Below are 25745 nucleotides of genomic sequence, written 5' to 3' on the forward strand. Positions count from 1 at the left end.
ACACCTCTAACCTCTCAACATGAAGAGAATACGATAACTATTTCACTATTCCCAGATTAATTAAACTTTCGGCGATCTGCACGGAATTCCATGCCGCCCCTTTAAGAAGATTATCAGAAACTACCCACATATGAAAGCCTTTATCTTCATCCAGATCTTTACGGATACGGCCGACGAACACATCATTTTTACCGACACAATCAGCAGGCATAGGGTAAATCTGATTTTCCGGATCATCCTGCAGGACAACTCCAGGTGCATTTTCCAGAAGGCTCTTTACTTCATTTGCCGTAACGCTATCTGATTCCACTTCAAAATAAAGGGACTCTGAGTGTCCGGTTGCCACTGGGAGACGCACGCATGTAGCAGCCACTTGCAGCTCTGGCATATGCATGATTTTCTTTGTCTCATTGATCATTTTCATTTCTTCAAACGTGTAGCCATTATCCTGAAATTTATCAATTTGCGGGATCGCATTGAATGCAATTTGATAATGTTTTTTATCGCTCTTTACAGGAAGAATTGACGGCTCATACTCTTCGTTATTTAAAATGGCTTTTGTCTGCTCATTAAGCTCTTGAACTGCAGCTGCTCCAGAACCTGAAACAGCCTGGTAAGTAGAAACAATTACTTTTTTCAAGCCGAATTTCTCTTTTACCGGCTTTAGTGCAACAACCATTTGGATTGTTGAACAGTTTGGATTGGCGATAATGCCATTATGCTTATGAAGGTCATCTTCATTTACTTCAGGTACGACAAGAGGCACATTTGGATCCATACGGAAAGCACTTGTGTTGTCTACCACAATGGCACCATGTTCGACAGCATGTGGAGCCAGTTCCTGTGAAACGCTTCCTCCCGCGCTGAATAGTGCGATGTCCACGCCTTTAAAGCTATCTGGCTTCGCTTCCTGAACTGTATACTCCTGGCCCTTGAATGCTACCTTTGATCCGGCAGAACGGGCAGATGATAAGAGGGTTAATTGAGAGATCGGAAAATCTCTATTTTCAAGTGTTTGCATCATTTGCTGGCCAACTGCACCAGTTGCTCCAACTACCGCGACATGAAATCCTTTTTTCTGTTCCAAATTTCTTTTCCCCTTCCAATACCATTATATTTTTCTAGCAAAGTTAGTTTTTAGTGAAAAACAATAGCCCAAAATTCAATAGAACGGCAGCCAAAGTCAATTGGCAGCCGTTTTCCTGCCTGATTATAAAGATGGCAGGCTTCCATTTATATTATCAGCATATTGTCTATACTCCAAGAGGTTAATATTATTTTAAACAGACCTTGGAGGTTGGTTATCTTAATAATCTTTATTCTAACATATTCGTTCACTAAAGGACTAAAATTTTTGCTAGAAAAAATAGGGGGCTAATTGTCGTCTTTGTATCTTTCCACTAAAACCGGCTGAAGCTGTTTACCTTCCATGGCATGAAGCACTGTATCAGATAATGCTGTCATTCTTGCCACCATTGAGTTCGGTTTCTTCACAGGATCATCCTGGCCATATGGAATAAAATAAATATTCTTCGTTGCCATTAGTCTCATTAAGTTTACTCCATTTAAACCCAATGCATCATTTGTAGATATTCCCAGCACGACTGGTTTACCGTTTCTTAAAGTTGCCTTTGCTGCCATCAGGACAGGCGAGTCGGTCATCGCATTGGCGAATTTGCTCATCGTATTTCCGGTAAGCGGGGCAATCACCATGCAATCAAGAGGAATTTTAGGTCCCAGCGGCTCCGCTTTCACAATTGAATCAATCACTTTATGTCCAGTCAGATCTTCAATTCTTTGAACCCAGTCTTCTCCTTTTCCAAATCTGGTCTCAGTGCTCTTTACCGTAAAGGTGACGACCGGAAGCACTTCAGCCCCTGCGAGAACAAGTCTTTCTATTTCAGGGAACACTGCATCATATGTGCAATGCGATCCTGTTAATCCGAAACCGATTCTTTTCCCTTTCAAACTCATATTGTATTCCCCTTTCTCTTTTGCAAATCTTCCTTAATCAATTGAGAAAGAACATTCGCCAGAATTTGTCCGGCTGTTTTCGGAGCAACGATTCCAGGCAGGCCAGGGGCGAGCAGTGCTTTTACTCCCCGTTTTTCTGCGTAGCGGAAATCGGTGCCTCCGGGCTTGGAAGCCAGGTCAATGATGAGCGTATGTGTCGGCATCTTCGATATGACGGACGCTGTTACAACTAAATGGGGAGCTGTGTTTATGCAAATATCAACATCTTTTACCGCATCCTCAATTTCCTTCAGGTTAAATGGGGTTAAGCCCATTTCCGTTATCCTGGCGATGTGCTCACTTTTTCTCGCCCCCACCTTTACTTTTGCACCCAGTGCATGAAAGGTTCTTGCTACACTCATTCCAACTCTGCCAAGGCCTATTACAGCTATATTCGAACCATGTATGGTGAAATCTGTATGCTGGATTGCCATCATAATGGTTCCTTCAACTGTTGGGATGGAATTATAAATAGCTACATCATCCCGTTCAAATAATTGAACAAGACGGCGGTCCGCCGATTTGGTTACTCCGGTTAAATATGAATTGGTTATGCCGGAATAAACTGTACAGTGTGCTGGAGTCTGGGCGAGGATTTCCTCTTCAAAAATCACTTTTTCATTGGAGAAAATCGTTTCAATCTGACCCTCCAGGCCCGTTCCGGGCACAGGCAGGATAATTGCGTCTATATTGGTAAAGTCCACTTCATCTATTTTTTCTTTTACCGCACCTGAGAACGCATGATCAAGCTGCTCAAAACCAATTAATGCGAGCTTTGCATCAAGCTCGGTCAGTTTACGGATGATTTCGAGCTGCCTTGCATCACCGCCGATGACTGCAATTTGGGTTCCTGTCAGCATGCAACACTCACCTTCTTTTTTCTTTCTTTTTAAGAAAGCATTTATTTTTGAAGCCAACAACTTCATGACTCCTGGTAAAAAGTATCCTCGCACCGGCAACGCCGCTTTACTAAGCAGTTGCACAAGACAGCAATTGCAAGCAGTTTTATCTTTAAACGAAATGGCGTTAAAATTGGGCCGGCAAATCAATTAATAATCATAAGGGAATTGTTGTAGTGAACTACTTCAACATCTTATGTATGAACGGGGCAATAGGTGAGTTTTCCACTTAAAAGAAAATGGGTCAAAGTTGGAAGGGATTTATAAAGGGATTGAGGAGATTAGCTTCCCGGTAAAAACAAAAAGGACCTAACCGGCCCTTCCTTCAAAACTATTCCTGCTGATCTTCAGATTCCGGGATATCAATAATGATCATGTCATTTCCTATCTTCCTGATATGCTGCCATGAAACCCGGATTTCATCTCCCTGGCGCATGAAGCCGAACCACTTTAATGAAGGGATGAGCAATGCCTGAATCTGTCCACTTTTCTCATTTATCTCAAGGTCTGTCTGCCCAAGTACTCCCAGCCTTTCTGCACGCTTCACATCCACAATTTCCTTTCCGCTCAGTTCACTTAATCTCATCATCTGCCCTCCTTTTCTCTTCTCTATATTCTTATCGTTCAGCCTGGAGTTTTAGAAGTCCAGGCCAAAAAGAAAACAGCCTGCATGATACAGGCTGTTTCACCAATTTTGCAATTGGAATAAATATTAAAGATTTTTCGGAAGTTCTCCATCCGGACTTATTAATGCTACTGAATAGTGATCTGTGAAAATGGCATTCGCCATATTATTCACGCCTTGCATGGAAACTGCATCGATTTCATCCACGATTTCATCCATAGACCGATGGCGGCCCAGAAGCAGTTCATTTTTGCCATTGCGACTCATCCTGCTGTTTGTGCTTTCAAGGCTTAGCATTAAGCTTCCTTTGAGCTGTTCTTTACTGTTATTCAGCTCTTTATCTGTGATGCCTTCTTTTTTAAGTGTGGCAAGGGTTTCCTGAATCGTATCAAAAAGAACATCCAGCTGTTTAGCTCCCGTACCGCCGTAAAGCGTCACAATACCGCTGTCCTGGAAGGCAGAATGATAAGAGAAAACAGAATAAGCCAATCCTTTTTGTTCCCTGACATCCTGGAATAAGCGGCTGCTCATGCTTCCACCCAAAATATTATTTAAAACAATCAGATTGTATATTTCCTCATGCCCTACCTGCAGACCTTCGAACCCTAAGCAAAGATGAGCCTGCTCGGTATCCTTTTTACGGGCAAGATGGTTCGAATGAAACTCAGGCTTCTGCTCTGTGCGTTCTCTCTGACCGCCTTCGTAGGATCCAAAGTATTTTTCAACTTCTTTGATGAAAGATTCCTCAATATTTCCGGCAATGGAAATCACAACATTTTCAGGCGTGTATGTTTCATGCATATACTGTTTTAATGTTTCGCCATTAAACGTGGCCAGCGTTCCTTCAGTACCAAGAATCGGATAACCAAGTGAGTGATTCTCATAGATTGCTTTGCTCAAAAGATCATGAACGATATCATCAGGCGTGTCTTCATACATTTTGATTTCTTCGTAAACAACATTCTTTTCTTTGTTCAGTTCCTCATCCACAAACGTGGAGTTAAAAAACATATCAGAAAGCACTTCAAGAGCAAAATCAGAATGGGTATCCAATACTTTTGCATAGTAGCATGTATATTCTTTTGAAGTGAAGGCGTTCACCTGCCCGCCAATGCTATCAAAGCTCTCAGCAATTTCACGGGCTGATCTCGTTTTCGTTCCTTTGAAGAACATATGCTCAAGAAAATGAGAAATTCCATTATTCTCTGGAACTTCATTTCTTGAACCTGTTCCGATCCATACCCCTATCGCTACAGAACGGACGGTTGGAATATTTTCTAGTACGACTCTTACTCCGTTTTGGCATGTATATTTCTTAATCAAATAAATTCCTCCTGTTCTGAAACCCAAAGACATATGCTTACATTAGTTTATATTATTATTGTTATTTTTTCCAAAATCCTGATTTTTATTTTCTCTATACTGGATTCTCTTTTCGCTTAACAGCTCGGATACTGTTCCAATCTCCAGGTTCTTCTGCTTAAGCCCTGTTATAAGTCTATCAAGTGACTTTTCGGTGGATTCCGTAGGATGCATCAGAATAAGTGCTCCATTATGGACCTTTGATAACACTCTGTTTATCAGCACATCCGGGGAGGGTTTTCTCCAATCCACTGTATCAACAGTCCACATGACGGTGCCAAGTTTTTTCTCGGCAGCAATCTTCACTGTTTCATCTCTATAGCTGCCGCTTGGAGGAGCGAACCATGTAATAGGCTTACTCAGCTTTTCATCCATTGTGGCTTCAATCACATCATTTGTCTTTTGAATTTCTTCCCTTGTCCTTGCAGAAGAGATCACTTTCATGTCAGGATGGGTGTACGAATGGTTGCCTACTTCATGGCCTGCATCCATAATCATTCTGGCGAGTTCCGGATTATTCTTTACCCATCTTCCTTCAAGAAAAAAACTTGCTGACACATTATGTTCCTTTAAAGTGGCCAGCATACCGGATAAATATTCATTCCCCCATGCCACATTAATGATGAAGCTGACCATTGGTTTATCGGGATGGCCTTTATAGATAGGTGACGGCGGCAGGTCCTTTAACTTCACCTTCGGTTCAATTTGTTTAAATACAAGCTTATCTTCATTGAACTTTTTGCCTGACTTCATCTTTCTATACGATGCCTCAACATCTACTTCAATTCCGTTAAGACCAGGAATGGCTTTCCATACAGGGTCTATTTTTGCATCCTGTGGAGGAATGCTGAATTCTTCTTTTTTTGCTTTAATTTCTTCATATAGTGAATCCTTTTGCTTGGAAACAGTTATGGCATCTGTTTCTTGTTTCAGGCCTGATACATACTGATCAGTTAAAGGATTATTGATAAAAACAAGTGCCAGCACAAACATGATCGTAATATGGATAAACTTTCTCATTCTTCATGCCTCCTTCAATTCATAGTATGATTTGAAGGGACAAGGTAGAACGGAACCGAGTAACAAAGGTATGCAGTATTGGGCAAAAGCCCATGAAAATTCGTATATGTAAAAAGCCAGGGTTTCCCCTGGCTTTTAGGAAAATTCGCAACGCAAAATGCTTCTCTTTTAAATAGAGGTTAGTATTATTGCTGTGCTTTTTCCTTTTGCTCACGCTGTTCACGCAATACGGCTTTGCGGGAAAGATTTACGCGGCCTTGTTTATCGATTTCAGTAACTTTTACCAGAAGTTCGTCACCAATGGATAGCACATCTTCCACTTTCCCTACACGCTCTTCAGCAAGTTCTGAAATGTGAACTAATCCATCTTTACCAGAGAAGATTTCAACAAATGCACCGAATTTTTCAATCCGTTTTACCTTGCCCAGATACATTTGTCCAACTTCTACTTCACGTACGATATCTTCAATGATTTTCTTCGCTTTTTGATTCATTTCTTCATTTACAGATGAGATGAATACTGTTCCATCTTGTTCAATATCGATCTTAACGCCTGTTTCTTCGATAATCTTATTGATCTGCTTTCCGCTCGGCCCAATAACATCACGGATTTTATCAGGGTTTATTGACATCATCAGAATCTTAGGAGCATATTCAGACAGCTCTTTTCTTGGCTGCTCAATAGTGCTCAGCATGGAATCAAGAATTTGCATGCGGCCTTTCTTCGCCTGCTGCAGTGCTTCTTCCAGAATCTCACGGGACAGACCTTCAATTTTAATATCCATTTGAAGAGCAGTAACTCCCTTAGAGGTACCCGCCACTTTAAAGTCCATATCGCCAAGGTGATCTTCCATTCCCTGAATGTCTGTCAGGATTGAATAATGCTCGCCTGATTTAATTAGGCCCATTGCTATACCGGCAACCGGCGCTTTAATAGGCACACCTGCATCCATCATAGCCAAAGTACTTGCACAAATACTTGCCTGTGATGTTGAACCATTTGATTCCAGCACCTCAGATACAAGACGAATCGTATAAGGGAAATCCTTTTCAGAAGGAATAATCGGCTCAAGAGCACGTTCTCCAAGAGCACCATGCCCGATTTCACGGCGGCCCGGCCCTCTGATTGGCCCAGTTTCACCTACACTGAAATTAGGGAAGTTGTAATGGTGCATGAATCTTTTTTCTTCTTCAATTCCCAGCCCGTCCAGAATCTGTACATCGCCAAGAGCTCCTAATGTACAAATGCTCAATGCCTGAGTTTGTCCGCGTGTAAACAAACCTGAACCATGTGTGCGCGGCAGAAGGTCTACTTCCGAGGACAGCGGGCGGATGACATCCAATCCGCGTCCATCCGGACGAACTTTATCTTCCGTAATTAAACGGCGAACTTCTGCTTTAACAATTTTATCAAGGATCTGCTTAATTTGCTTAAGCTTGTCGTCGTCTGCTTCTTCACCTTCATATTTAGCTGTGATTTCTTCTTTAACTGCTTTTATGGCAGCTTCACGTGCATGTTTCTCCTGCACCTGGATAGCTTGAATCATATCCTTCTCACAGATGCCGCGAACTTCTGCTTCTAAGTTCTGGTCAACCTGGTATAAAACAATTTCCATTTTTTCTTTCCCGATTTCAGATGCAATTTCTTCCTGGAAAGCAATAAGGCGTTTAATTTCCTCATGACCAAACATAATTGCTTCCAGCATAGTTTCCTCGGGCACTTCCTCTGCACCTGCTTCAACCATGTTAATCGCATCTTTTGTACCCGCTACAACAAGGCTGATATCGCTTTTTTCAGCCTGGTCCACAGATGGATTTATGATGAATTCACCATCGATGCGGCCTACGCTGACTCCAGCAATCGGTCCGCCAAATGGAATATCCGACACAGAAAGAGCTAATGATGAACCAAACATTGCAGCCATTTCTGATGAGCAGTTTTGATCCACACTCATCACCATGCTTACAACCTGTACATCATTTCTGAAACCATCAGCGAATAATGGACGAATTGGCCTGTCAATTAAACGGCTTGCCAAAATCGCTTTTTCACTTGGACGGCCCTCTCTCTTAATAAAACCGCCCGGAATCTTACCAACAGCATACAAACGTTCTTCATAGTTAACTGTCAGAGGAAAGAAATCCAGATTTTTCGGTTCTTTTGATGCTGTAGCTGTACTTAAAACTACAGTATCACCATAGCGCACTAAAACTGCACCGTTAGCCTGTTTAGCCAGCTGGCCAATCTCTACGGTCAATTTGCGCCCAGCCCAATCAAGGCTGTAGACATGTTTATCTTGTCCCATAATTGTACCCCTCTCTGCATTCACTTAAGAACAGGCGTCAATGCCTGGTCCGTTTAATTGGTTAATTTCCTGCTTTATTCAGCAGGCGTTCCTGCGAAGACAGCAGAAGCTCATAAGCTTTGCATTGCCAGCAGTCCAGTTTTATATAAAAGCATGAAATGCTCGTTAATCATAATAAAATTAGGCATCTTATAGTATGCACAATTTTCCCGTTTGCTAAAATAGGATAAGTTATGTATGTACATGATCAGGAACAAAATTCAAGTTTTTAAAGCTAATAAAAAAGCGGGAAAAAATCCCGCTTCTGTTGATTATCGACGTAAGCCAAGCTTATTGATTAACTCACGGTAGCGTGCAACGTCTTTGTTGCGAAGGTAAGTTAATAGGTTACGGCGCTTACCAACCATTTTCAAAAGACCGCGACGTGAATGGTGGTCTTTCTTGTGAGTACGTAAATGGTCGTTCAAATTGTTGATTTCTTCAGTAAGGACAGCGATTTGAACTTCTGGAGATCCAGTGTCGCTCTCATGAGTTTTGAACTCATTGATTAGCTCATTTTTACGTTCTTTAGTGATTGCCATCCGGTTCACCTCCTAAATTTTCAATCCCCTGTTACTGAGCAAGCGTCGGTGACTCGACTTGCCAAGCAAAGGTTCATTTGGTACGTTAATTAGAATACAACTTTTTATGACAAAAAGCAAGGCTAAACCCTGTTTTTCTCAAAATATTGCTCAGTCTGCTGTTTATCCTTTTCAATTTGCGCAATTAACTCCTGAACGCCGGCAAATCTCTTCTCGCTTCTAAGATGTTTATGCCATTCAACGGTAACCTTCCTGCCATAAATATCTGAAGAAAAATCAAAAATATGGACTTCAACTGATGGCCTGTCCCCTTTTTCCTGATTAAAAGTAGGTTTGTATCCGACATTACAGACACCTTCATACCAGCTGCCATCTACTGAGAATCTTACAGCATATACACCGGGAGGGGGAATGATGCAGTCATCAGAAACGTCTACATTCGCTGTAGGAAAGCCGATTGTCCGGCCTCTCTTGTCACCATGGATAACGATTCCGGATGTTTTATAATATCTTCCTAAAAGGCCGGGAAGCTCAGCCGTTTTCCCTTCACGAATATATTTCCTTATTAGCGTAGAGCTGATTTTTTCGTCTTCTTTTGCCAGCTTTGCAACGACCGAGTAATCAAATTGATTCCTCGAATGGAACAGCAATGTTTCCATTGTGCCGCGTCCCATTCGTCCATAGGAATAATCAAAGCCTGCCACGACATGTTTTGCATTAAGACCAATCAGGTATTGGTCAACAAACTCCTGTGGCAGCAGATTAGCAAATTCCCTTGTGAAATTGATAACAAACAAATAATCTATACCTAGATCAGATATGATACCAATCTTATCCTCAAGAGGTGTAATATACTCCACATGCTGAACGCTTTTCCCCAAAACAACCGAGGGATGCGGATCAAATGTCATGACTGCACTTTTTAATCCTTTTTGTTCAGCTATTGATTTTGCTTCACGGATGACTTTCTGGTGACCCAGATGAACACCATCAAAATAGCCAAGTGCTATTGCCAATTCAGGCATTTCGTTTCTATCCATTGGATGGGGATGATGTATATGAATAACTTCCATAGTAATAATTCACCTTTTCTCTACAGAGCCTGGACCTATATAAATGCACAGCTTTTTAACGAGTGCTTATTGATCATTCCTTAACACCTTTACTGGCTTCATTAACCCTGGTTTGCGGGGGTGATGCTCATAAATCGCCAGAACAAGACCTTCCTCCCCCTCTATAGCGATTGGGCCTTTAGTGTCATACAAATGATCAGGGATGGTTAATACAGCCCCATTTTTTACTTTCTCTGCTACTTTATCATTTATATGAAATTTCGGCAAATGAGAAAGCGCGGCTTCCATAGGCCGAAGAACCTCATCCATTGTCCCCTTCTCGGCCCTGTCTTCTATTTCTTCAAAAGTCAGGCAATCATCAAGTGTCAATGAGGCCGACTGGATTCTAACCAGTTCAGACATATGGGCAGGATATCCCAGTTCACTCCCAATCATGACCGCAAGCGTACGGATGTATGTACCTTTGCTGCAGGCTACACGGAAACGGAAAGTAATATTCTCACCCTCAAACATCTCTCTCTCATCGAGAAGGTCGATTGAGTAGATAGTAACTTTCCTGGACGGCCGTTCCACTTCTATTCCCTGTCTTGCATATTCATAAAGGCGCTTGCCATTTACCTTTACTGCTGAATACATTGGAGGAGTCTGTGTAATTTCCCCTGTCAGGCTTTGAAGCACTTTCATCACTTGATTTCTGGAAATAGGTGATGAAACTTCTTTCCTTTCTGCGACTTCACCAGATGCATCTTCTGTTGTTGTAGAAAAGCCTATTGTGACTTCTCCCTCATAAGTTTTCCCTGCGTCTGTTATGTATTCAGCCACCTTCGTTGCCCTCCCAAGGCAGATGGGAAGTACTCCTGTCACGTCAGGGTCCAGTGTTCCGGTGTGGCCGATTCTTTTCATTCGCAGAATCTTCCGCAGCCTGAACACACAATCATGGGAAGTCATTCCCTTAGGTTTAAAAAGCGGCAAAATTCCTTCCATATTATGTACCACCTTGTCTATTTGTATTTAGAAAAAAATGGATAGACAAAGTGTCTATCCATTTCATTATTCTTCTTCTTTGGAGCGTTCCTCATCTTTGGAACGGCCTTCGTCCTGGATTTGATGAAGCAACGATTCGATGCGGTTGCCGTAGTCGATCGATTCATCAAATTCGAAAAGGATTTCCGGTGTTTTCCGCAGCCGGATTCGCTGGCCGATTTCAGATCGGATAAAGCCTTTTGCTTTAGCCAGCCCGCGAAGCGTATTCTCCCTTTGTTCCTCATCACCCAGAACTGAGATAAACACGGTTGCCTGCTGGAGATCCCCGGTTACTTGAACATCAGTGACTGTTACAAAACCAACCCGCGGGTCCTTGATTTTTCGGCTGATGATTTCGCCCAGTTCTTTTTTCATTTGTTCCCCAACCCGATTTGCTCTAAGGCTCATTCTATATCACCTCTTCTTAAAGCCACTCTAAATCTGTAATTGTCCGTTCAATTTCAGGGAACGAATCAATCATTTTCAGCGCATTTTGCAGCTCGTGCTCAGTTGAAACCTGAGTGGACGAAACGGCCACAATGGCAATTTTAGTCCTCTGCCATAGGTCCTGATAGTCCACCTCAGATACAGAAACATTGTATCTTTGTTTCAGCCGGGTTAGAATACGCTGCAAAACTGCCCGTTTTTCTTTCAAAGAATGTGTGTCATAAATGATACATTCACAGGCAGCAAGCCCAATTATCATTAACGTTCCACTTCTTCCATAATATATGCTTCGATTACGTCGCCTTCTTTGACGTCGTTGAAGTTTTTGATGGTAATACCGCACTCATAGCCTTGTGCTACTTCTTTAGCGTCATCTTTGAATCGCTTAAGAGCGTCAACTTCACCTTCAAAAATTACAACTCCATCGCGGATTAAACGAACGCCGCTGTCACGGGTGATTTTTCCATCCGTAACATAAGAACCTGCAATTGTACCGATTTTGGAAACTTTGAATGTCTGGCGTACTTCAGCCTGGCCGATAATTTTTTCCTGGAACTCAGGATCAAGCATACCCTGCATCGCCAATTCGATTTCCTCAATTACTTTGTAAATGATGCGGTGCAGGCGGATGTCAACATTCTCTGCATCTGCTGCACGTTTCGCGTTATTGTCAGGACGTACATTGAACCCGATCACAATAGCGTTGAAAGCAGCAGCTAAAGTGATGTCAGACTCGTTAATGGCACCTACACCTGTATGAAGGATACGCACATTAACACCTTCTACATCAATTTTATGAAGAGCAGCAGTCAATGCTTCCGCAGAACCTTGAACGTCCGCTTTCACAACGATGTTTAAGTCTTTCATTTCCCCTTGTTTCATATGTTCAAACAAGTTATCCAGACTTACGCGTGTTTTTTCATTTCTTTGCGCCTGCAATGCCTGTTGGGCACGGGCTTCTCCAACCTGGCGGGCTGTCTTTTCATCATCAAGAACAGCGAAGCGGTCACCGGCTTGAGGAACATCGTTAAGACCTGTAATCTCAACAGGAGTTGAAGGTCCGGCAGTTTTCACACGGCGGCCAAGGTCATTAACCATTGCTCGGACACGTCCAAATGAGTTACCGACAACGATAGGGTCTCCTACCTTCAATGTACCGTTTTGTACAAGCAGAGTCGCGACTGAACCGCGTCCTTTGTCAAGCTGTGCTTCGATAACAGTACCAACGGCATTGCGATCAGGATTTGCTTTATATTCTTCAACTTCACCTACAAGAAGAATCATTTCAAGCAGTTCATCAATTCCCTCGCCTTTAATAGCTGAGATCGGAACAAAGATCGTGTCTCCGCCCCAAGCTTCTGGAACCAGGCCATGTTCAGTCAATTCCTGCATAACACGATCAGGATTTGCTGCTTCCTTATCCATTTTGTTAACAGCCACAATGATTGGCACTTCTGCTGCTTTCGCATGGTTAATTGCTTCAACTGTTTGCGGCATAACACCGTCATCAGCTGCTACAACGAGAATTGTTATATCGGTAATTTTCGCACCGCGGGCACGCATAGTTGTGAACGCAGCGTGTCCAGGAGTATCAAGGAAAGTAATCTTTTTGCCGTTTTCTTCAACTTGATAAGCTCCGATATGCTGAGTGATTCCGCCTGCTTCTCCCGCAGTTACTTTCGTGTTGCGGATGGAGTCAAGCAATGTTGTTTTACCATGGTCAACGTGTCCCATGATTGTTACAACAGATGGACGTTCCACCAGTTGGGCATTTTCATCTTCAGTGAAGTATACTTCAAGATCGGTTGTATCAACCAGTATCTCTTCTTCTACTTCAACACCGTATTCACCTGCAATCAGCTCAATCGCATCTTTATCAAGTTCCTGGTTAATGGTTGCCATAACACCAAGCATAAATAGCTTTTTAATGATTTCAGAAGGCTCGCGGTGAAGCTTCTTTCCCAGTTCCGCTACTGTCAGTGATTCGCTGAAAGTAATTTTTGAAGGAAGCTCCTTCACTTTTTTAGGAGCTGGGGCCACATGCGTCTGCTGCTGTTTGCCTTTGTTGTTTTTATTCTTATTGTTGTTTCGGTTATTGTTATTGTTTCTATTGTTATTATTGTTTCTGTTGTTGTTATTGCCTCTGTTATTGCCGGAGAAGTTTTTGCCGGACTGGCTGCCCTGTCCCTGGCTTCTGTTTTCACCGGATTTATTCTGAGGCTTGCTTTTAGCAGCTGTGGAATTGCCGGCACTATTATTTGAAGCCGGTTTTTGATTTCCCTGCGGCTTCTGCTGATTTTGAGGTTTACTCTGCTTTTGAGCCTGGCTGTCATTCTTGATAAAAATACCGTCAAGCTTCTGGACTGCCGCCGGCTCAATCGTAGTCATATGATTGGAAACCTCAATATTCATGTCTTTTAATTTTGTAATAACATCCTTGCTTGAAATGTTATGTTTTTTCGCATATTCATAAACGCGCATTTTACTCATACTTTCACCCCCGCTAGTATTAATCGAGCAACGTTAACAGCTTTTTTGCAAATCCGGCATCTAACACTGCCACCACAACGCGGGCTTCCTTCCCTATAGCCTTGCCGAGCATTTCCCGGTTTTGAATCAGCTTATATGGAACCCCAAATGATTTACATTTATCTGTAACTTTTTTTGCCGTATTTGCGGATGCATCTGCAGACAGCAAAACAAGCTTTGCTTTGCCGTTTCTGATCTCTTTAACAGCAAGCTCTTCTCCCGAAGTAATTTTCCGTGCCCGATTGGCTAAGCCAAGCAATGACATCCATTGATTTGAGTTCATTTGGATTGCCGTTTCTCCTTCTCTATTAACTCCAAGAGTTCTTCATAGATAACATCATCTATGGAAACTTCTAAATGATTGGCTAAGATATTCTTCTTCTTTGCTAACAATATTGCTTCCTTTTCTTTGGAAAGATAAGCCCCGCGACCTGATTTTTTTCCGGTCGGGTCAACAGAGACTTCCCCTTCTTTGGAGCGAACGATGCGAACGAGTTCTTTTTTCGGCCTCATTTCACCGGTAGCGACACATTTTCGCAAAGGAACTTTTTTACGATTGTTCACGATCATTCACCTCTTCCCTATTCTTTTTCCTCTAAAAGTTCATCCTGAAAATCGAAGTCTGCATCATTTTCATAGTCTTCGTTTTCATAATTATCATTATCAAAGTTCAACAGTTTTTCATCCCTCGGATAAATTCCGGCTTCACGGGCATCTGTTTCTGATTTGATGTCTATTTTCCAGCCTGTAAGCTTTGCTGCAAGTCTGGCATTCTGTCCGCGCTTTCCAATTGCCAGTGAAAGCTGATAATCAGGAACTACAACAGTTGTTGCTTTGTCATCTTCATTTACGATTACGTCAAGCACCTTTGAAGGACTTAGTGCATTTGCGACGAATACTACAGGATCTGAGGACCATTTTACGATATCAATTTTCTCTCCCTTGAGCTCATTGACTATCGCCTGTACACGTGTGCCCTTAGGACCTACACATGAACCTACAGGATCAACTTCTTCATTGTCAGAATGAACCGAGATCTTGGAACGGTCCCCTGCTTCACGCGCAACGGATTTGATTTCTACAGTTCCATCATAGATTTCAGGAACTTCGATCTCAAATAATCTCTTCAGCAGGCCAGGATGGGTCCTGCTTACGAAGATCTGTGGACCTTTTGTTGTCTTTTCTACCTTTGTAATAAAGACTTTAATGCGGTCATGGGGCTGATAACGCTCATTTGGCATTTGTTCGTTCGCCGGAAGGATCGCTTCAATCTTTCCAAGGCTCACATAGATGAACTTAGGATCTGTACGCTGAACAATCCCCGTCATAATATCTTCTTCACGGTCGATAAATTCAGAATAAATGATGCCTCTCTCCGCTTCACGGACACGCTGTGTAACTACCTGTTTTGCCGTCTGGGCAGCGATGCGCCCAAAGTCCTTAGGTGTTACTTCCATTTCAACGACATCTTCCACCTGGTAGTTCGGATTGATTTTTTGAGCATCCTCAGCAGAGATCTCAAGACGCGGATCAAATACTTCATCCACTACCTCTTTGCGGGCAAAGACTCTCATCGTTCCGTTCCCTAGGTTTAAATCAATGCGCACATTCTGTGCCTGGTTAAAGTTTCTGCGGTAGGCTGACACCAATGCAGCTTCAATGGCTTCGATAATCACATCGCGAGAAATGCCTTTTTCTTTCTCAAGCAATGTCAGAGCATCCAAAAGTTCACTGCTCATGAGATTTATATCCCCCTTTATTTCTCTTATAAAAAATGATCAACTCTAAAGCAGCAATTCGCTTTCTTATTAAGACAAGCAGTGAATTTTGTATTTCAATAGCGCAAGGCGCTTCAGCTTTTCTTAATAAGCAAGCCCGCAATCAGCCGTTATTAAAATACAACGGCTAAACGGGCATTTGCTACCTTCTCATAAGGAATTTCAATATTTTTCTTCCTTGTTTTGATTTTGACTTCTACCGTAACGGTCTCACCGTCAAATTGGGTTAACACACCTTCGAACGTCTTTTCACCATCAATTGGCTCGTATGTTTTAATGTAAACATTCTTGCCGACTGCTTTAATAAAATCACTGTCTTTCTTAAGAGGGCGTTCAGCTCCCGGCGATGAAACTTCCAAGAAATAGTTGTATGGAATCGGATCTTCAGCATCAAGCTTTTCGCTTAGCCTTTCACTGACCATTCCGCATTCCTCGATATCAACACCAGTTTCTTTATCAATAAATACGCGAAGGAACCAGTCTTTCCCTTCTTTTACATATTCAATGTCGACTAATTCTAAATTAAGTTCATCCACAATAGGGGTGACCAGTTGTTCCACCGTTTCAGTCACTTTGCTCATTCATATCCCTCCTTTTTCCTGGAATCTAAAGCGCTGTTTTTCAATCAATAAATCAGAAATTGGCTCTGCTAAACTTAATTAACATATAGTTTTAACATAGATCCGATATTAAGAAAAAACCGTACACAACACGAAAGAGTGGGTTGCCCCACTCTTCCTTTTGCGAGAGTTATTCTTAGTATTTCCAATAAAACTATACCATAACCAATTTTTTTATGCAAATGGAATAGCTGTCAGCAGAAGGGTTTGGACCATTCGCTGGTCTTATTTTTAGAATAGAGAAAGCTGGTTTTGTTCCGGAAGGGATTCCAGGCAGCCGTGGTTATCGAGATACTCGATAATCGTCTTCGACACTTTTCCGCGCTGCTGCAGGTCTTCCTTCGAGAGGAATTCCCCTTCTCCCCTTGCTTTTACTATATTGAATGCTGCATTTGTACCCAAGCCCGGAATGGAATTAAACGGCGGTATCAAAGAATCTCCATCAATGATAAACTCACTTGCGCTTGAGCGGTATAAGTCCACCTTTTGGAAATTAAAGCCCCTTTCATTCATTTCCAGAGCCAGTTCCATTACAGTTAGCAGGTTCTTTTCTTTTGTTGAAGCATCAAGTCCCTTTGCATTGATTTCTTCAATGCGTGCACGGATCGCCTGGGATCCTTTTACCATTGCATCCACATCAAAGTCCTCTGCACGGACAGTAAAATATGCTGCATAGTAAAGGAGCGGATGGTGCACTTTAAAGTACGCAATCCGTACAGCCATTAATACGTAAGCAGCTGCATGGGCTTTTGGGAACATGTATTTAATCTTTTTACAGGAATCAATATACCATTCAGGCACTTCATTCTTTCTCATTTCCTCTTCCATCTCATCGCTCAGGCCTTTACCCTTACGGACCGATTCCATGATTTTGAAAGCAAAAGCAGGCTCCAGGCCCTGATAGATTAAATAAACCATAATATCATCACGGCAGCCGATAACTTCACTTAGGTTACAAATATTATTATGGATTAATTCCTGGGCATTTCCGAGCCAAACATCTGTACCATGAGAAAGACCTGAAATCTGCACAAGCTCTGAAAAAGTGGTCGGCTTCGTATCTTCGAGCATCTGGCGGACAAAGCGCGTACCAAATTCGGGTATGCCGAGTGTTCCGGTTTTACACATGATTTGCTCTTCAGTCACACCAAGTGATTCCGGCCCGCTGAAAATCTTCATTACTTCAGGGTCATCTGTGGGAATGGTTTTTGGATCAATTCCGCTCAGGTCCTGAAGCATCCTAATAACAGTCGGATCATCATGACCCAGTATATCAAGTTTTAATAGATTATCATGAATGGAATGGAAGTCGAAATGGGTTGTTTTCCATTCAGATGTCCGGTCGTCTGCAGGGAACTGAATTGGCGAAAAGTCGTAAATATCCATGTAATCCGGCACAACAATGATACCGCCCGGATGCTGTCCGGTTGTCCGCTTCACCCCTGTACAGCCGGAAGCGAGCCTGTCAATTTCCGCACCCCTTATTTGCAGATTATTATCGTTCTGGTATGCTTTGACGTAACCATAAGCTGTCTTATCGGCAACAGTACCGATTGTTCCCGCACGATATACATAATCCTCGCCGAATAGCACCTTTGTATAGTTATGGGCTCTTGGCTGGTATTCCCCAGAGAAGTTCAAGTCAATGTCGGGAACCTTATCTCCCTTGAAACCAAGGAACGTTTCAAACGGAATATCATGTCCATCCTTTTTATATTTAGCTCCACAGCTCGGGCAATCTTTATCAGGCAGGTCGAAGCCGGAGCCCACTGAACCGTCATTGAAAAACTCGGATGTTTTGCATTCCGGGCAAACGTAATGCGGCGGCAGCGGATTTACCTCCGTTATTTCGGTCATAGTCGCAACAAAGGAGGATCCCACAGATCCACGGGAACCAACCAGATAGCCATCATCCAGTGATTTTTTTACAAGTTTATGAGAGATCAGATAGATAACCGCGAAACCATGTCCGATAATACTCTTAAGTTCTTTTTCAAGGCGCGCCTCAACAATCTCAGGAAGCGGATCACCATAGATTCTTCTTGCCATTCCGTAACTCATGCTGCGCATCTCTTCATCTGCGCCTTCAATTTTTGGCGTATACAAATCATCTTTAATCGGCTTTATTTCTTCAATCATATCTGCTATTTTGTTCGTATTCTGTACCACAATTTCCTTCGCTTTGTCTTTGCCGAGAAATGAAAAAGCGTCAAGCATTTCATTGGTAGTCCTGAAATGAACATCCGGAAGCTGATGGCGATTCAGCGGATTCGCTCCTCCCTGTGAATTAACAAGGATTTTCCGGTAGATTTTATCATTTGGATTCAGGTAATGAACATTTCCTGTTGCAACTACCGGCAGACCAAGCTTGTCTCCCAGTTTTACAATATTAGTGATGATTTCTTCCAGCGCTTTTTCATCTCTTACAAGTTCAAGCTCTAAAAGGTGTGCATAAACGGCCTTTGGATGCACTTCAAGGTAATCATAGAATTGTGCTGTATCTTCGACTTCATCAGGGGATTTCTGCATCATGCCTTCAAAAACTTCCCCTTTATCGCATCCGGAACCAACCAGTATTCCCTCACGATGCTTTTGAAGGACTGACCTGGGAATGCGAGGCACTCTGTAAAAGTATTCCATATGCGAGATGGATACGAGTTTAAAGATGTTCTTCAGACCTGTTTCTGTTTGTGCAAGCAGGGTGCAATGGGCCGGCCTTGCACGCTGATAAGCATTTCCCTGCCCCATATTATCATTGAATTGATCATGATATTCGATTCCTTTTTCTTCTGCACCCTTTAACATCTTAAGTAGCAGATAGCCTGTTGCCTCCGCATCATAGATAGCACGGTGATGCTGGGTGAGTTCAACATCGAATTTTTTGGCAAGGGTATTCAGTCGATGATTTTTCATGTCGGGATATAAAAAACGTGCAAGTTCAAGAGTATCTATTACAGGATTTGGCGCCTTGCCAATACCGATTTTTTTATAGCCGACATTCAGGAACCCCATGTCGAATGAAGCATTATGTGCTACTAAAACAGCATCTCCTGTCCATTCATGGAACTTCTTCAGGACTTCTTCCACTTCCGGTGCATTCTCCACAAGATCATCTGTTATTCCAGTCAAATTAATGGTTGTTGCGGATAAAGGGTGATGAGGGTTTGCAAAGGATTCAAACCGATCAATGATTTCACCATCATGAATCTTAACTGCAGCAAGCTCAATAATCGTATCATAAACAGCTGATAGACCTGTTGTCTCAACATCAAATACAACATACGTATCTTCAGTAAGCTTGCGATGAGCATCGTTATAAGCAATCGGCACACCATCATCCACAAGATTTGCTTCAATTCCATACAGGATCTTAATATCATTCTTTTTCCCGGCACCATAGGCTTCAGGGAATGACTGAGCAACAGCATGGTCTGTAATGGCTACTGCTTTATGGCCCCATTTCTTCGCCTGGGAAACCAGTGCACTGACAGATGAAACAGCATCCATTTGGCTCATCGGTGTATGAAGATGAAGTTCAACCCTTTTTTCTTCAGCAGGCGATGTATCCTGCCTTTGAATAGGTTTAATCTCATTAATATCGTTCCCGATCATTACCAGATCACGGACAAATGTATCATTTTGAATGCTTCCTCGGACCTTTAGCCACATCCCTTTTTGAATATGCTGGTATAAAGCGGCATCCTCTTTATCCCGGGAAAACATTTTTACTAGAATGGAACTGGTATAATCCGTAATTTTAAAAGTTAAGAGTGTCCGGCCGCTGCGGAGCTCTCTTGTCTCAGCAGCAAACACGTAGCCTTCAACGGCTACCCGGCGTTCTTCATCTACTATATCAATCAATTTGCGGTAATCTGCATCATCTTTAATGGTAAGACCAATCGTAAGAGGCCCCTTGGGTGCTGTGTGATCTGCAGATTCAGCTTCCGCTTCTTTCTTCTGCATCTCGATTGCTGCCTGGAGACCACGCTCCTGGTCTTCTTTGCGTTTGGCTTCCATGAATTTTTCATATTCTTCATTGGAACCATCTGCAGAAATCTCTGTATCAACTGTTAAGGCCGGAAAGCCAAAAACTTGAAACACATCTGAAATAGTCCCGGCATACTTTTTCTTGATAGACAATCCTTCCAATTCATTACGGACTTTAATGATAAGTTTGTTGCCCTGTACAGAAGGAACCTGCTCATTCAGAAGCTTTAATAGCGGCGGCGCCATGCCATCCATTTCTTTAATGCAGTTATGCCAGTATTCAAGTACAAGCTGTTCAGTAAAATCCTGATTTCTGACGGAGATGCTATATGAAATTTCCGCGATATGGGAAAATGTTTTTTCCAGCTGATCTGTAAAACGGCTGTATACACTGCAAGGCAATATCTTTGGAAAGGCAAAATAAAAATGCCATTTCCGTGACTGTCTTTCGACTATGACCCTTTCGATTTGGGCATCATGAAAGTGCTGCACAAAGGCATCTTCAGTTAGCTGCATCTGCTGGAGCAAGAGCTGAAATCTAGAAGGTTCGCTCATCTTTCTCTCTCCCATCCAATAATCTTGGTTTCTATTTTAAGTTGAATTTTTTTTAAGTAATTATCAAAGGCTTTTTCCGTATAAATTGTTGTTTTTCTCTTTCAATGTTGTCCGTTGATTTCCGCTCCAGGCTGCTCGCTTTCCGCGGGGCGGGCGGTGAGCCTCCTCGACGCTCCGCGCCTGCGGGGTCTCACCTGTCCCGCTACTCCCGCAGGACGTTGAATAACCTTCCCCGAAAAAACACCGCACGAAGAAAATGCGATAGCATTTTAGAGGATCTCGCACCTTCCGCTCCAATCAACTCAGAAAAATAATATAAAAAAAGCAGCATCTGCGCAAACAGCCTTTTAAAAAAACAGACGGACTTAATTATAACATATCGTATCAGATAGTGATTGAAAAAAACGGATTCCATTTTGGAACCCGTTTTTTCGTCTAATTAAAGGATATTGCTCATATTTTTTATGCAGGAATGTTGCGCTGCACTAGCTTTTTACAGGAAAAATCTCTGAATATCGTTCCAAGTAACCACCAGCATTAATAGCATCAAAAGGGCAAATCCTATAAAATGGACCATTCCCTCTTTGTGGCGGTCAATCGGCTTCCCTCGTACAGCCTCAACTGCAAAAAACATTAATCTGCCGCCATCAAGAGCAGGTATTGGAAGCAAGTTCATAATTCCCAGATTTATGCTTAGAATTCCTGCCCATTTCATCAGGTAGTAGATGCCGGATTTAGCTACAGTATCTGTCGAAACATAAATGCCTACCGGGCCTGATAATGCATCAATTGAAAACTGTCCAGTGACAAGCTTGCCCAGCATAACAAAAATTTCTTTTGTCCAGAAATAAGTTTCCTTGGCTCCGTAGGTAATAGCCTTTAATGGAGATTTTTCCATCGGGCTATAAACACCAATAATTCCAATTTTTTCGCCTTCTACATCTTGAACCTTTGGTGTAACCAATATACTATGTTCCTGGCCGTTTCTTTCCACTAAAAATTCAAGTTCTTCACTTGGGTTCTTTCTAATGATTTCCACTACATCTGACCAGCTTGAAATTTCGGCTCCATCCACACTTTGAACCATATCGCCTTCCTTTAGCCCAGCTTCATAAGCCGCACCATCAGGCGTCAGCTTGCCAAGGGCAGGTTCATTTGTTGGAATGCCCTGCAATAAGGCTATTAGAACAAAAACGATAAAAGCCAGAACAAAATTCATCATTGGGCCCGCGAAAATCGCCATTGTTCTCTGACCCAAGGTCTTTGATGCAAATTGACGATCATACGGAGCAATGAGCGTTTCGGTCCCATCCTCAACCAGTACGGCTGAACGGCTGACTTTGAAAATTTGGATGGACTCATCCTCTTCTCCCTCAACATATCCTTTTATTACAAGGGTATGCTCAATATCAGCATCTTCAACTTCAACGATTCTTGCATCAGGATACTTATCTTTGTTGTTTAATATAATTTTGCTTACTTCCTCGTTTTTATCAAGGATCAAGCCAATGCGGTAGCCTGGTTTGATTTCCACCATTTCAGGATCTTCACCGGCCATGCGGACAAACCCGCCAATGGGCAGAAGACGAATCGTATATACTGTTTCATCTTTTTTAAAGGAAAACACCTTGGGCCCGAATCCAATGGCAAATTCCCGGCAGAGTATTCCTGCTCTTTTTGCGAATATTAAATGTCCGAGTTCATGAAAAAATACCAATGCCCCGAAAATAACAATAAAGGCTATTACTGTACTCAAGTTTTAACCACCTTTTTTTAGAGGTTGTTCAACTGCTGCTGGTAAGTGCATTAATTTATCAACTGTTACGCACTTTTAGCACTTGAACACAAGCTTATAGAAGCGAGCTTACAAATCTCCTCGTTTCCAAATCGGTTTCCTGAATTTCAGTCAGATTTGGATTTGAGATGATGTCATGGCTGCCCAGTGCTCTTTCGATGAAATCTTCTATTTGCAGGAAGGTAATCTTTCCATCCAGGAATGCAGCAACAGCAGCTTCATTCGCAGCATTCAATACGGCTGGCATTGATCCGCCAGCTTTTCCGGCTTCATAGGCAAATTTCAGACAGCGAAAACGATTAAAGTCCATTTCTGCAAAATGGAGCTTGCCGATTTCAGCAAGATTCAGCCGTTTTGCTGTTTGCAGCGGGAGCCTGTCAGGATATGTTAAAGCATACTGTATAGGTACTCTCATATCTGGTGTGCCAAGCTGTGCGATTACACTGCTGTCATGATATTCCACCATGGAATGGATAATGCTTTCTTTATGAAGAAGAACATCTATTTTATTGTAGTCCATGGAGAAAAGCCAATGTGCTTCAATAACTTCAAGTCCCTTATTCATCATAGTGGCAGAATCAATAGTTATTTTTGCTCCCATTGACCAATTTGGATGATTAAGCGCTTCTTGAACAGTCACATTTTCCAGTTCCTTGCGGGAACGGTCCCTGAAGCTGCCTCCAGAAGCTGTTAAAATAAGCCTTTCAATATTTTTTTCTTTTTCCCCCTGCAGAGATTGAAAAATAGCAGAGTGTTCACTGTCTACAGGAAGGAGGGGTACACCATTCCGCTTTGCTGCTTCCATGACCAGATGGCCGGCAGTTACAAGGGTTTCCTTATTCGCGATGGCGATTGTCTTCTTTTCCTCAATCGCCTGCAGGGTAGGATTAAGGCCTACACTGCCTAATACTGCATTAACCAGTATTTCTGATTTTTTGTAAACGGCAACTTCTATCAAACCTTCATGTCCATATGTAAATGTTATGCCGGGAAACTCCGATTTAAGAATATCTGCGGAACTTTTTTCTGATAGTGAGACAAGTTCTGGCTGAAAGTCAGATATAATCTTCCTGGCAAGATCTATATTCCTGCCGGCAGACATGGCTGCCAGCTTAAAATCCTCGGGGTGCTCCTTAATAATGTCGAGGGTCTGTATACCAATAGACCCTGTTGCCCCCATCAAACTGATATGTTTCATAGTCTCCTCCTTATAAGAAAAGCGGAAGCGTCTTGCCCACCCCGACAATGACCTCGAGGGGGTAGGAGCTGGAGCTAGACAGTTATTTAACTTAGGGATCACTAAATCCTGATCTATAAGAAAAGCGGAAGCGCCTCGCTCACCCCCGACAAGCATAAGATGAGCCTCACCCACTTAAATGCGTTCTTTTGCATTTATGAAGGAACGGCTTATGATCTCGAGGTGGCTGGCGCTGGAGCTGAACAATTATCTAGTATCCAAATGTTTACTGGTCTTTAGCCAATATGTTTACAGCAGGTGAAAAAAGTGGAGCAATGGCAGGACGAATAATAAACTGTCAAAACGGTCCAGAATTCCGCCATGACCAGGCAAAATATTTCCTGAGTCTTTTACATTATAATGACGCTTTAATGCTGATTCTACTAAATCCCCTATTTGCCCAAACACTGACAGGATTGCTGTAATTACTAATAACCCGAACAGGGATTCATCAATATCTGTAAAGATAATAAATAACACCGCAACTGCAAGAGCACAGGCTACACCGCCAAGCGAGCCTTCAACGGTCTTATTTGGACTGATTTCAGGCCAAAGCTTCTTCTTTCCCATTGCTTTTCCTATAAAGTAGGCACCTGAATCTGTTGCCCAAATAAGGAAAAGTGCAAAAAAGAGATAGGTCAGGCCTTGGTCGGCGAAGCGGGTTTCCATAAAATAATAAAACCCAATGCCAACATATAATGTGGACATAATAGAAAAAGCCACATCATCAAAAGTAAATTTGTTTTTTGTCGCAACTGTATACGTTAAGAAAAGAAGCACCCCAAAAAGAGCTACCTCAATTTTTGTATAATTCATATCATCCAGGATTGACTGAAATTCTTTAGGCAAAAGGAAAATCCACAATAATAATAAAGAAATAATGCCTGGAATCGAGAATAAACTTAAATTTCTCATTTTCAATAATTCAAATAGGGCAATGGATGCCAGCAAATATGCCAGGATGATGATTGGCATGCCTCCAATGATAATGATCGGCAGGAGGATTGCCCCAAATATAATGGCTGTGATAATACGCTGTTTCATTCAATTTTCAACACCTTTATTGTACTCCTCCAAAACGCCTCTGGCGGCTTTGGAATACTTCGATGGCTTCAAGCATTTGCTCTTCATTGAAATCCGGCCATAAGACATCCGTAAACCAGAATTCCGTGTATGCAAGCTGCCAGAGCATAAAATTACTTAATCTAATTTCACCGCTTGTACGTATCAGCAGATCAGGATCCTTCAGCCCGCCTGTCATGAGGTAGGATGAGAATTTTTCTTCATTCAATTCATTTTCATTCATTATACCACTTTTGCAATCATTTAAGACATGCCTGACGGCTTCAAGTATTTCTGCTCTGCTCCCATAATTTAATGCAAAGTTCAGCACCAGTCCTGTGTTGTTTTTTGTCTCTTCCATCGCTTTGGAAACTGCATTACGCGTATGAGCAGGCAGGTGGTCAAAATAGCCGATCATTCTTACCTGCACATTCTCTTCTATCAGTTCCGGAAGGAAAGTTCCCAGAAACTCCTCTGGCAGCTTCATAAGAAAGTCCACTTCCATTTTAGGACGTTTCCAATTCTCAGTTGAGAATGCATATAAAGTTAGAGTCTTCACTCCAATATCGCTTGCAAATCTGGTGATTTTTCGGACGACCTTCATTCCCTCATGATGGCCGGCAACTCTTGGGAGCGCCCGTTTTTTTGCCCACCTGCCATTCCCATCCATAATGATGGCAACATGCTCAGGTATTTGTAATTCTTTTATTTTTTCAACTCTCTCTCGGAGATTGGAAGAACTGTTTTGAGACTTCCATAACTTCATTTTATCAAACATAAGTCTGCTCCTTTAAAATAGGTTAATCCTCCGATAAAAGACAAAGTGTGAAACT

Annotated in this window: 22 protein-coding genes; all 22 read right to left on the minus strand. The window is 42.3% G+C overall.

The window, feature by feature from the left end; genetic code table 11:
• Positions 1-37: 37 nt before the first annotated feature.
• Entirely contained in the window at positions 38-1087 is a 1050-nt protein-coding gene (gene asd, locus AC3WTL_RS07435) for an aspartate-semialdehyde dehydrogenase (RefSeq protein ID WP_135147883.1), read from the minus strand.
• A gap of 287 nt (positions 1088-1374) precedes the next feature.
• Positions 1375-1974 carry a dipicolinate synthase subunit B gene (gene dpaB / locus AC3WTL_RS07440; protein ID WP_048008979.1) on the minus strand — a complete coding sequence of 200 codons (600 nt, stop codon included), beginning with the start codon at positions 1972-1974 and terminating at the stop codon, positions 1375-1377.
• On the minus strand, positions 1971-2873 hold the full coding sequence (gene dpaA / locus AC3WTL_RS07445) for a dipicolinic acid synthetase subunit A (protein ID WP_076256224.1): 903 nt from the start codon (positions 2871-2873) through the stop codon (positions 1971-1973). The genes dpaB and dpaA overlap by 4 nt, the downstream gene beginning before the upstream one ends.
• Positions 2874-3243: 370 nt before the next feature.
• Entirely contained in the window at positions 3244-3498 is a 255-nt protein-coding gene (locus tag AC3WTL_RS07450; RefSeq protein ID WP_048008980.1) for a YlmC/YmxH family sporulation protein, read from the minus strand.
• A 126-nt stretch (positions 3499-3624) separates the two neighbouring features.
• Positions 3625-4860 (minus strand): M16 family metallopeptidase, encoded by a 1236-nt coding sequence (locus AC3WTL_RS07455; RefSeq protein WP_222496953.1) that lies wholly within the window; start codon positions 4858-4860, stop codon positions 3625-3627.
• A 42-nt stretch (positions 4861-4902) separates the two neighbouring features.
• On the minus strand, positions 4903-5919 hold the full coding sequence (locus AC3WTL_RS07460) for a polysaccharide deacetylase family protein (RefSeq protein ID WP_222496960.1): 1017 nt from the start codon (positions 5917-5919) through the stop codon (positions 4903-4905).
• 185 nt (positions 5920-6104) lie between these two features.
• Positions 6105-8225 (minus strand): polyribonucleotide nucleotidyltransferase, encoded by a 2121-nt coding sequence (gene pnp / locus AC3WTL_RS07465; protein ID WP_048008983.1) that lies wholly within the window; start codon positions 8223-8225, stop codon positions 6105-6107.
• 311 nt (positions 8226-8536) lie between these two features.
• A complete protein-coding gene (gene rpsO / locus AC3WTL_RS07470; RefSeq protein WP_009330698.1) occupies positions 8537-8806 on the minus strand; it encodes a 30S ribosomal protein S15 in 270 nt (89 codons plus the stop codon).
• 122 nt (positions 8807-8928) lie between these two features.
• Complete coding sequence (ribF, locus tag AC3WTL_RS07475; protein ID WP_248346958.1) at positions 8929-9879, minus strand: bifunctional riboflavin kinase/FAD synthetase; 951 nt, start codon at positions 9877-9879, stop codon at positions 8929-8931.
• A 66-nt stretch (positions 9880-9945) separates the two neighbouring features.
• Positions 9946-10863 (minus strand): tRNA pseudouridine(55) synthase TruB, encoded by a 918-nt coding sequence (gene truB, locus AC3WTL_RS07480; RefSeq protein ID WP_248346956.1) that lies wholly within the window; start codon positions 10861-10863, stop codon positions 9946-9948.
• 66 nt (positions 10864-10929) lie between these two features.
• Positions 10930-11310 carry a 30S ribosome-binding factor RbfA gene (gene rbfA, locus AC3WTL_RS07485; protein WP_035329043.1) on the minus strand — a complete coding sequence of 127 codons (381 nt, stop codon included), beginning with the start codon at positions 11308-11310 and terminating at the stop codon, positions 10930-10932.
• A gap of 16 nt (positions 11311-11326) precedes the next feature.
• Positions 11327-11608 (minus strand): DUF503 domain-containing protein, encoded by a 282-nt coding sequence (locus AC3WTL_RS07490; RefSeq protein ID WP_009330702.1) that lies wholly within the window; start codon positions 11606-11608, stop codon positions 11327-11329.
• The gene (gene infB, locus AC3WTL_RS07495) at positions 11608-13839 is read right to left on the minus strand and encodes a translation initiation factor IF-2 (RefSeq protein WP_048008986.1); all 2232 of its coding nucleotides are present in this window, start codon (positions 13837-13839) and stop codon (positions 11608-11610) included. The genes AC3WTL_RS07490 and infB overlap by 1 nt, the downstream gene beginning before the upstream one ends.
• A 19-nt stretch (positions 13840-13858) precedes the next feature.
• A complete protein-coding gene (locus AC3WTL_RS07500) occupies positions 13859-14161 on the minus strand; it encodes a YlxQ family RNA-binding protein (protein ID WP_009330704.1) in 303 nt (100 codons plus the stop codon).
• Positions 14158-14442 (minus strand): RNase P modulator RnpM, encoded by a 285-nt coding sequence (gene rnpM, locus AC3WTL_RS07505; protein WP_048008987.1) that lies wholly within the window; start codon positions 14440-14442, stop codon positions 14158-14160. The genes AC3WTL_RS07500 and rnpM overlap by 4 nt, the downstream gene beginning before the upstream one ends.
• A gap of 17 nt (positions 14443-14459) precedes the next feature.
• Positions 14460-15617, minus strand: coding sequence for a transcription termination factor NusA (gene nusA / locus AC3WTL_RS07510; protein ID WP_248346953.1), 1158 nt, complete (start codon positions 15615-15617; stop codon positions 14460-14462).
• Positions 15618-15769: 152 nt separating this feature from the next.
• Positions 15770-16237, minus strand: coding sequence for a ribosome maturation factor RimP (rimP, locus tag AC3WTL_RS07515; RefSeq protein ID WP_048008989.1), 468 nt, complete (start codon positions 16235-16237; stop codon positions 15770-15772).
• A gap of 270 nt (positions 16238-16507) precedes the next feature.
• A complete protein-coding gene (locus AC3WTL_RS07520) occupies positions 16508-20818 on the minus strand; it encodes a PolC-type DNA polymerase III (RefSeq protein ID WP_248346952.1) in 4311 nt (1436 codons plus the stop codon).
• A gap of 493 nt (positions 20819-21311) precedes the next feature.
• A complete protein-coding gene (gene rseP, locus AC3WTL_RS07525; RefSeq protein WP_048008991.1) occupies positions 21312-22574 on the minus strand; it encodes an RIP metalloprotease RseP in 1263 nt (420 codons plus the stop codon).
• A 94-nt stretch (positions 22575-22668) separates the two neighbouring features.
• Positions 22669-23811 carry a 1-deoxy-D-xylulose-5-phosphate reductoisomerase gene (gene dxr / locus AC3WTL_RS07530; protein WP_197214881.1) on the minus strand — a complete coding sequence of 381 codons (1143 nt, stop codon included), beginning with the start codon at positions 23809-23811 and terminating at the stop codon, positions 22669-22671.
• A gap of 288 nt (positions 23812-24099) precedes the next feature.
• Complete coding sequence (locus AC3WTL_RS07535; RefSeq protein ID WP_163145105.1) at positions 24100-24894, minus strand: phosphatidate cytidylyltransferase; 795 nt, start codon at positions 24892-24894, stop codon at positions 24100-24102.
• Between the two features lie 16 nt (positions 24895-24910).
• Positions 24911-25690 (minus strand): undecaprenyl pyrophosphate synthase, encoded by a 780-nt coding sequence (gene uppS / locus AC3WTL_RS07540; RefSeq protein ID WP_076255831.1) that lies wholly within the window; start codon positions 25688-25690, stop codon positions 24911-24913.
• Positions 25691-25745: the final 55 nt, after the last annotated feature.

The sequence above is a fragment of the Cytobacillus sp. EB106-05-05-XG126 genome, from assembly GCF_058791715.1.

Coding starts and splice junctions, on each gene's coding strand:
- dpaB (WP_048008979.1), bottom strand. CDS start 1,974: ATGAGTTTGAAAGGGAAAAGAATCGGTTTCGGATTAACAGGATCGCAT.
- dpaA (WP_076256224.1), bottom strand. CDS start 2,873: ATGCTGACAGGAACCCAAATTGCAGTCATCGGCGGTGATGCAAGGCAG.
- AC3WTL_RS07450 (WP_048008980.1), bottom strand. CDS start 3,498: ATGAGATTAAGTGAACTGAGCGGAAAGGAAATTGTGGATGTGAAGCGT.
- AC3WTL_RS07460 (WP_222496960.1), bottom strand. CDS start 5,919: ATGAGAAAGTTTATCCATATTACGATCATGTTTGTGCTGGCACTTGTT.
- pnp (WP_048008983.1), bottom strand. CDS start 8,225: ATGGGACAAGATAAACATGTCTACAGCCTTGATTGGGCTGGGCGCAAA.
- rpsO (WP_009330698.1), bottom strand. CDS start 8,806: ATGGCAATCACTAAAGAACGTAAAAATGAGCTAATCAATGAGTTCAAA.
- ribF (WP_248346958.1), bottom strand. CDS start 9,879: ATGGAAGTTATTCATATACATCATCCCCATCCAATGGATAGAAACGAA.
- truB (WP_248346956.1), bottom strand. CDS start 10,863: ATGGAAGGAATTTTGCCGCTTTTTAAACCTAAGGGAATGACTTCCCAT.
- rbfA (WP_035329043.1), bottom strand. CDS start 11,310: ATGAGCCTTAGAGCAAATCGGGTTGGGGAACAAATGAAAAAAGAACTG.
- AC3WTL_RS07490 (WP_009330702.1), bottom strand. CDS start 11,608: ATGATAATTGGGCTTGCTGCCTGTGAATGTATCATTTATGACACACAT.
- infB (WP_048008986.1), bottom strand. CDS start 13,839: ATGAGTAAAATGCGCGTTTATGAATATGCGAAAAAACATAACATTTCA.
- AC3WTL_RS07500 (WP_009330704.1), bottom strand. CDS start 14,161: ATGAACTCAAATCAATGGATGTCATTGCTTGGCTTAGCCAATCGGGCA.
- nusA (WP_248346953.1), bottom strand. CDS start 15,617: ATGAGCAGTGAACTTTTGGATGCTCTGACATTGCTTGAGAAAGAAAAA.
- rimP (WP_048008989.1), bottom strand. CDS start 16,237: ATGAGCAAAGTGACTGAAACGGTGGAACAACTGGTCACCCCTATTGTG.
- AC3WTL_RS07520 (WP_248346952.1), bottom strand. CDS start 20,818: ATGAGCGAACCTTCTAGATTTCAGCTCTTGCTCCAGCAGATGCAGCTA.
- dxr (WP_197214881.1), bottom strand. CDS start 23,811: ATGAAACATATCAGTTTGATGGGGGCAACAGGGTCTATTGGTATACAG.
- AC3WTL_RS07535 (WP_163145105.1), bottom strand. CDS start 24,894: ATGAAACAGCGTATTATCACAGCCATTATATTTGGGGCAATCCTCCTG.
- uppS (WP_076255831.1), bottom strand. CDS start 25,690: ATGTTTGATAAAATGAAGTTATGGAAGTCTCAAAACAGTTCTTCCAAT.